Origin of the sequence: Corynebacterium sp. 11A (genome assembly GCF_008930935.1) — a bacterium.
GTDB lineage: Bacteria > Actinomycetota > Actinomycetes > Mycobacteriales > Mycobacteriaceae > Corynebacterium > Corynebacterium megadyptis.
Genome location: NZ_PQMR01000006.1, coordinates 122,799 through 128,798, shown reverse-complemented (window position 1 = coordinate 128,798; position 6,000 = coordinate 122,799). Strand labels below are relative to the sequence as shown.

6 protein-coding genes are annotated in these 6,000 nt (G+C 62.6%); 2 read left to right on the top strand and 4 right to left on the bottom strand.

The window, feature by feature from the left end; all coding sequences use genetic code 11:
* A partial coding sequence (locus GBB18_RS06400) for a protein kinase (protein WP_151641118.1) occupies window positions 1-1,130 on the bottom strand: 1,130 nt, incomplete at its 3' end.
* Window positions 1,131-1,201: 71 nt separating this feature from the next.
* Between GBB18_RS06400 and GBB18_RS06395 the strand changes: the two genes are divergently transcribed.
* Complete coding sequence (locus tag GBB18_RS06395) at window positions 1,202-1,570, top strand: Rv2175c family DNA-binding protein (protein ID WP_151549192.1); 369 nt, start codon at window positions 1,202-1,204, stop codon at window positions 1,568-1,570.
* A gap of 71 nt (window positions 1,571-1,641) precedes the next feature.
* On the opposite strand, the gene GBB18_RS06390 is transcribed toward GBB18_RS06395, so the two are convergent.
* Window positions 1,642-3,126, bottom strand: coding sequence for an alpha-(1->6)-mannopyranosyltransferase A (locus GBB18_RS06390; protein ID WP_192795951.1), 1,485 nt, complete (start codon window positions 3,124-3,126; stop codon window positions 1,642-1,644).
* A gap of 5 nt (window positions 3,127-3,131) precedes the next feature.
* Complete coding sequence (locus GBB18_RS06385; protein WP_151641116.1) at window positions 3,132-4,223, bottom strand: polyprenyl synthetase family protein; 1,092 nt, start codon at window positions 4,221-4,223, stop codon at window positions 3,132-3,134.
* 213 nt (window positions 4,224-4,436) lie between these two features.
* Between GBB18_RS06385 and metF the strand changes: the two genes are divergently transcribed.
* Window positions 4,437-5,372, top strand: a complete 936-nt coding sequence (metF, locus tag GBB18_RS06380; RefSeq protein ID WP_151641115.1) for a methylenetetrahydrofolate reductase [NAD(P)H] — start codon at window positions 4,437-4,439, stop codon at window positions 5,370-5,372.
* On the opposite strand, the gene GBB18_RS06375 is transcribed toward metF, so the two are convergent.
* Window positions 5,369-5,923: a GNAT family N-acetyltransferase gene (locus GBB18_RS06375; protein WP_151641114.1), complete on the bottom strand. Its 555-nt coding sequence runs from the start codon at window positions 5,921-5,923 to the stop codon at window positions 5,369-5,371. The genes metF and GBB18_RS06375 overlap by 4 nt on opposite strands.
* Window positions 5,924-6,000: the final 77 nt, after the last annotated feature.

Sequence of the window (6,000 nt, the reverse complement as noted above, 5' to 3'; positions counted from 1 at the left end):
CCATGCGGGGTGGGGGCGTCGGGGGCGCCCATGGGTCCTGCCGGAATCGCCGGACCTGCCGGAACCGCCGGACCGACTGGCCCGGCCGGAGGAACGGCGCCAAAGGTGCGGGTTTCCTGCGTGGTGGCGTGCGGGCCGGCCTCCTCCGGGGTATCGGGGAATAGTCCCTCGCGCGGGTGATGTGGCTGGCCGGGGCCTTCCACGTGGCCGTTGGGCCCGGGATGCATCGCGGGGCTCACCACGGTGGTGGCCCGGTGTGCGGCACCGTGGCGGGGCACGGGCACGGAGAAATCGGGAAGGTTCAGGGTGCGTGCGGCGTCGTTGACGGCGTCGAGGAACTCTTGGGCGTCGGCGAAGCGATCGGCGGGGTTGCGCGCACAGGCGCGGGCCACGAGCTCGTCGAATTCTGGGGGGACGCCGTCGATGCGCGTGGAGGGCGGCGGCACATCCGCGTGCAGGCGTGCGTAGGCGTGGGCCATGGGGTTGTCCCCAGTGAAGGGGGTATCGCCGCTGAGAAGTTCGAAGAGCACGATGCCGGCGGAGTACACATCCGAGGCGGGGCCGACCGAGGAGCCGTCGACCTGCTCGGGGGAGAGATAGGAGACGGTGCCGATGATCTGGTCGGAGGTGTGGTGGGCATGCGATGTGGCGCGCACCAGCCCGAAATCGGCGAGCTTGACCTGATGGTTGCCGTTGATCAGCACGTTATCGGGCTTGACGTCGCGGTGCACCATGCCTTCGCGGTGCGCCACCGCCAGCGCGGTGAGGACACTACGCATCACAGCGGTGGCCGCGTGCGGCGGCATGGGGCCGCGCTCGGAGAGCAGCTCGCGCAGGGTGCCGCCGGTGATCAGTTCCATGATGAGGAATACGTGATCGCCGGAGGAGTTCGTGTCATAGACATTCACGAGGCTCGGGTGCGAGAGCTGCGCCATGGAGCGGGCCTCGCGGCGAAAACGCTCCCGCGAGACGGGGTCATCCATGAGCCGATCATCGAGCACCTTTGCCGCCACGGGGCGCCCGAGGCGTAGGTCTAGGCACCGGTACACAGAGGACATTCCGCCCCGAGCGATAAGAGTTTCCACTCGGTAGCGCTGATCGAGAAGTGTGCCGACCGCCAGTTGAGTCATGGTGAATAGTATGCCTGCATTAACGAAGTTAAGCTAACCGTTTGTCGTCACTCTGTAATACATTAGGTGCCGTGAGTTCGATTCCAGTGTCCAAGGATGTTTTAAGCCCTGACGAGCCCGTGCTAGCCATCCCTGATGTGGCTGAGCGCATGGGTGTGGTGGTGACGAAGGTGCATCACCTGGTCCGCGATCATCAGCTGCTTGTGGTGCAGCGGGATGGCGTGAAATATGTTCCGGAGCGCTTCCTCAACGAGGACGGGTCGCTCAACCGCTTTGTGCCCGGAGTGATCGCGCTATTGTCCGATGGCCACTACACGGACGCTGAGATCCTGGAGTATCTCTTCAGCGCCGATGATTCGCTGCCCGGTCGCCCCGTCGACGCTCTACACGGGCATCTCGCCCGCGAGGTCATGCGCCGCGCCCAGGCTATGGCTCTCTAAACCCAGCACGCTTATTGACGCCCCGTCGCCGGCACAGCATCCTTTTGCCGCAACGCAGCCCTGCGTTCGGCTCAGGCTGTGCGGTGCTGGGGCTGTTGTCGTTCTGCGTCGGTGAAGATATAGCCGGTGGCGAAGTAAGCCACGATGGTGGTGGGCACCATCCAGACTGGGTTGTAGAGCTGGTGATTGCCGCTGCCGGTGAAGGCGAGCGCAATGATGATAGACAGCAGGGTGGTGGCCTTGATGACTCTCATCGAGGGATGGAAGGTCCCAATCACATTGAGCAGGCTGGTGTAATACCACGGGAGGGTGACGGCGTTGAATACCACTGCGCAGCCATAGGCCACGGCGATGCCGATGATATTGCGCCGATTGTTCTGGCGATAGATCCACCACGCTGCTGCGATGCCAAGAAGCATGATGACCCCGCAGATGGGGCGGGTGATGGCCAGCGCGGTGTTATAGGTGAAGTCATCGGTGATGAACAGGATCACCGGGGTGACAATGTCGGCGATGAGGGAGGGCAACGCCAGCGGGTTGATCACCTTCGAGTTCCCCGAAAGCTGCGATACCCACCCCCAGTTCGAGCCCGAGGCGGCGGTGATCGCGATCATCACCACGGCGAACTCCACCACCATCCAGGCGCCGGTAACGAAGAAGGCGATGAGCGCGCGGGGAGTAGGAGTGAGCCCCGTCCGGCGTTCGAGGACGGCCGCGAGATGGCGGGCTCCCATCCAGACGATAAACGGCAGTGCCAGCGCCGCCGTGGCCTTGAGCGAGACCGCGACAGACACCAGTAGCACGGCGCAGAGGAAGCGCTGACGCAGCGCGCAGAGCAGGCCAAGGCTGACCAAGCCCACCATGAGCGATTCGTTATGCATGCCGCCCACCAGATGGAGCACCATCACGGGGTTGGCCACGCCCAGCCACAGAGCCAGCGCGGGCGAGCCCCCGAGGCAGCGCGCAATCTTCGGCGTTGACCACGCGATAGCGATGAAGCCGGCGATAGAGACCACCTTGTACAGCAGCACGCCAAGGGTGACGTTCTCGCCGACTAGGCTCGTAATGCCCTCGCCGATCCACAGGTGCAGCGGCCCATAGGGGGTGGTGGTGTTGCGCCAGTCGTGGCTGACTTCCAGCAGGAAGGGGCCCGGATTGACCGCGGCACCCTGGGTGTAGGGGTCGAAGCCATCGCGCAGCATCGCTCCCTGCATGAGATAGCTGTAAACGTCGCGCGAGAGAATCGGGGCGGCGAAAAGAAGTGGCGCGACCCAGGTGATAAGGCAGAAGCGGATCTCAGCGACTTTGTCCTTCTCGGAGAGCCGCGGATTCCACATCACCTGCCGGCCTAAGAGCACCCACGCGGCCACAGCGCCCATAATGCCGAGCCAGACGATGGTATTGGACACCCCAGCGCCATGGCCGTAGCCCATAAAGTCCAGCCCGAGTGCCTCTAACACTCCGCCGCGGTTGCGGATGGCGCCACCGCCATAGGATCCCGCGATAATCAGTACTGCTGCGGCGAGGCCGACCCAGCGCGCACGAGCCCAGTCCATCGCCACTACATCCTCCGCGCGGTCGCGCGTTCCGCAAGATCGCCGAGAATACCCTCCACCGCGGGTACCGCTGTGATGGTGGCGAGCGCCTGGTTCTTCAACTCGGTGATGTGGCTTTCCACCTCATCCACAGCTCCGGAGTCCGCGATAATCTCCGCTAGCTCCTGAATATCGGCGGAACTCTCCACCTGGCCGAGGCCTTCACGCAGCCGGGCAGCCCGCTGCGGGGCCTGAACATCGAGAATCGCGAGCGTGCGCGCCACCAATACAGTGCGCTTTCCCTCGCGAAGGTCATCGCCGGCCGGTTTGCCGGTGACGACTGGGTCGCCGAAGACCCCGAGGACATCATCTCGCAGCTGGAAAGCTATTCCCACATCGCGCCCATAGGAGCGATAGGCGGCAATAGTTTCCTCGTTTGCGCCGGCAATAGCGGCCCCTAGGTGCAGCGGGCGCTCGATGGTGTAGGCGGCCGTTTTATAGCGATTGACGCGCATGGGTGCTTCCACGCCCTCGACGCCTTTGGACTCGATGGTGATATCGAGGATCTGTCCACCGATCACTTCATGGCGCATCGCCCGCCACGGCTCACGCATGCGCCGCAGAGCGGCATCTGACAGGCCGGAATCCATCACCATGTCATCGGCGTACACCAAGGCCATATCGCCGAGCAAAATCGCCAGTGATTCGCCAAAGTGGGCGGCATCGCCGGAAAAGCCTTGCTCCCGGTGATAAGCCTCCACTCGTCGGTGCACGGTGGGGAAGCCGCGCCGAGTATCGGAGGAATCGATGATGTCATCGTGAATAAGAGCGCAGGCTTGGATGAACTCCAGGGCGGATAGGGCGGTGGTGACAGCCTCAATATCCTCGGGGCATTCGGGGCTCCGGGCGCCCATGTAGCCGGTCCAGCCAAAGAGGGGACGCATACGCTTGCCTCCGCTGAGCACGAAATCTTCCAGTACCGCGGTGCCGAGATGCACGTTTTCGTCCATTGCGAGGGAGTGGTGCTTGCGCTGTGTGCAGTAGCTCAGCAAATGCTCACGGACGACCAGAGGAATGGCCTGAATGGGGTCGGTGAACAGCTCTGAGTGAGTCGACATCACAGTCTCTCCAGATCGATAGTGGGGTATGGGGTCAGCGAGGCCCCAACCGGCGGCGAGGAGGGTCTAGGTTGTATCACTGTTGACTCTAGCGTGTGCTGCAGACATGGGGTGCGTGCGGGGCACATAATTTTCTGCGGGAATGAACCGCTCTGTTCACTTTTGGGGGCAATTCGCGCACAAAGCGGTTTGTATGTGCTTTAATGCAGCACCATGCCCACAACACAGCCGCAGCACCGTTCGGTTATCGACGCCATCACTGCCCCTCGCGATGCCCGCGTGGCCTTCTCGGTGGAATTCATGCCACCCCGCGATGACGCAGCCGAGCAGCGCATGTGGGATGCGGCGAGCACCTTCCACGACCTGGGGACGGCCTTCGCCTCGGTGACCTATGGTGCGGGCGGGTCTACCCGCGAGCGCACTGGCCGCATCGCGCGACGGCTCTCGCAGCATCCGCTGACCACCTTGGTGCATCTGACCTTGGTGGAACACACCGCGGAGGAACTTACGTCAATCCTGCGGGAATACGCCCACCTGGGGCTCACCAATCTCTTGGCCCTGCGCGGTGATCCGCCCGGCAACCCGCTGGGGGAGTGGGTGCCCACCGAAGGCGGGCTGAACTATGCAATCGATCTCATCCGCTTAACCAAATCGGTGGAGGAGTGTCGCGACTTCACTATCGGCGTCGCCAGTTTCCCCGAAGGTCACTATCGCGCAGAGAACCTCGACGCGGACACGCACTGGACCCTAGAGAAATTGCGCGCTGGGGCGGAGTTTTCCATCACCCAAATGTTTTTTGATGTGGAGCACTTCCTGCGGCTCCGGGATCGCCTCGCTGCCGCCGATCCCGTGCACGGCTCGAAGCCGGTGATCCCTGGGCTGATGCCGATCACGAGCCTGCGCTCGGCCCGCCGCCAAGTGGAGTTGTCCGGTTCCTCCTTGCCAACGGCGCTCGAACGGCGTTTGCTCGCCGCAGAGACGGATGAGCAGGTCCGTGCCGTGGGGATCGATGTGACCTCCGAGATGGCCGAGCGTTTGATCGCGGAAGGGGTGGAGGATCTGCACTTTATGACGATGAACTTCGCCCGTGCCACCCAAGAGGTGCTGCACAATCTCGGCATGGCCCCGAAGTGGCAGCCGAGCGCCTAGGAAGCGGTGGGAAGGTAGAGCACCGCGAAGGGGCGGGAATCACCCAAGAAGCGAAAATTGCGCAGAAGATCCTGGAAGCCTAGAGAGCGGTAGAGGCCGAAGGCGCGGTTGTTTTCCCCTGCGGTTTCTGGAGTGGAGAGAAGAATGTGGGTGGGGGCGGCGTCGATAAACGACCTAATGAGGCAGCGTCCAATGCCTCGGCCTTGATAGGCGGGATCGACGTGAATCTCGGAGAGTTCCACATAATCGTTGAGGATGTCTAGCTGCGGACTATGGGCGCCGTAGGTCTGGCGCACCCCGTGATAGACCTGATTGAACCACCACTGGGTGCTATTGCTGCGAAAGCCGTACACCACGCCGACGATGGAGCGATCATGGACGGCGATGAAGGCGTGAAAGTCGCGGTTGCGGGAGTTATGTCGCCACGCAGAAACGCGGGAATCGGCCAAGGTGGGGTCATAGCCCATCGCGCGGATGTAGATGTCCACTAAGTGCGGGGTCAGCATGCAAAACTCGACGGTGCTGAGTTCGCGTATTTCCTCCACGGCCATAACTTTTTATTTCACCATTCTTCTCTGCGATGTGTGGCTCATTCTAACCGAACATTGCCAGTAGAACACATGTTCGA

Coding starts and splice junctions, on each gene's coding strand:
- GBB18_RS06375 (WP_151641114.1), bottom strand. CDS start 5,923: ATGGCCGTGGAGGAAATACGCGAACTCAGCACCGTCGAGTTTTGCATG.
- GBB18_RS06390 (WP_192795951.1), bottom strand. CDS start 3,126: ATGGACTGGGCTCGTGCGCGCTGGGTCGGCCTCGCCGCAGCAGTACTG.
- GBB18_RS06385 (WP_151641116.1), bottom strand. CDS start 4,223: ATGTCGACTCACTCAGAGCTGTTCACCGACCCCATTCAGGCCATTCCT.
- metF (WP_151641115.1), top strand. CDS start 4,437: ATGCCCACAACACAGCCGCAGCACCGTTCGGTTATCGACGCCATCACT.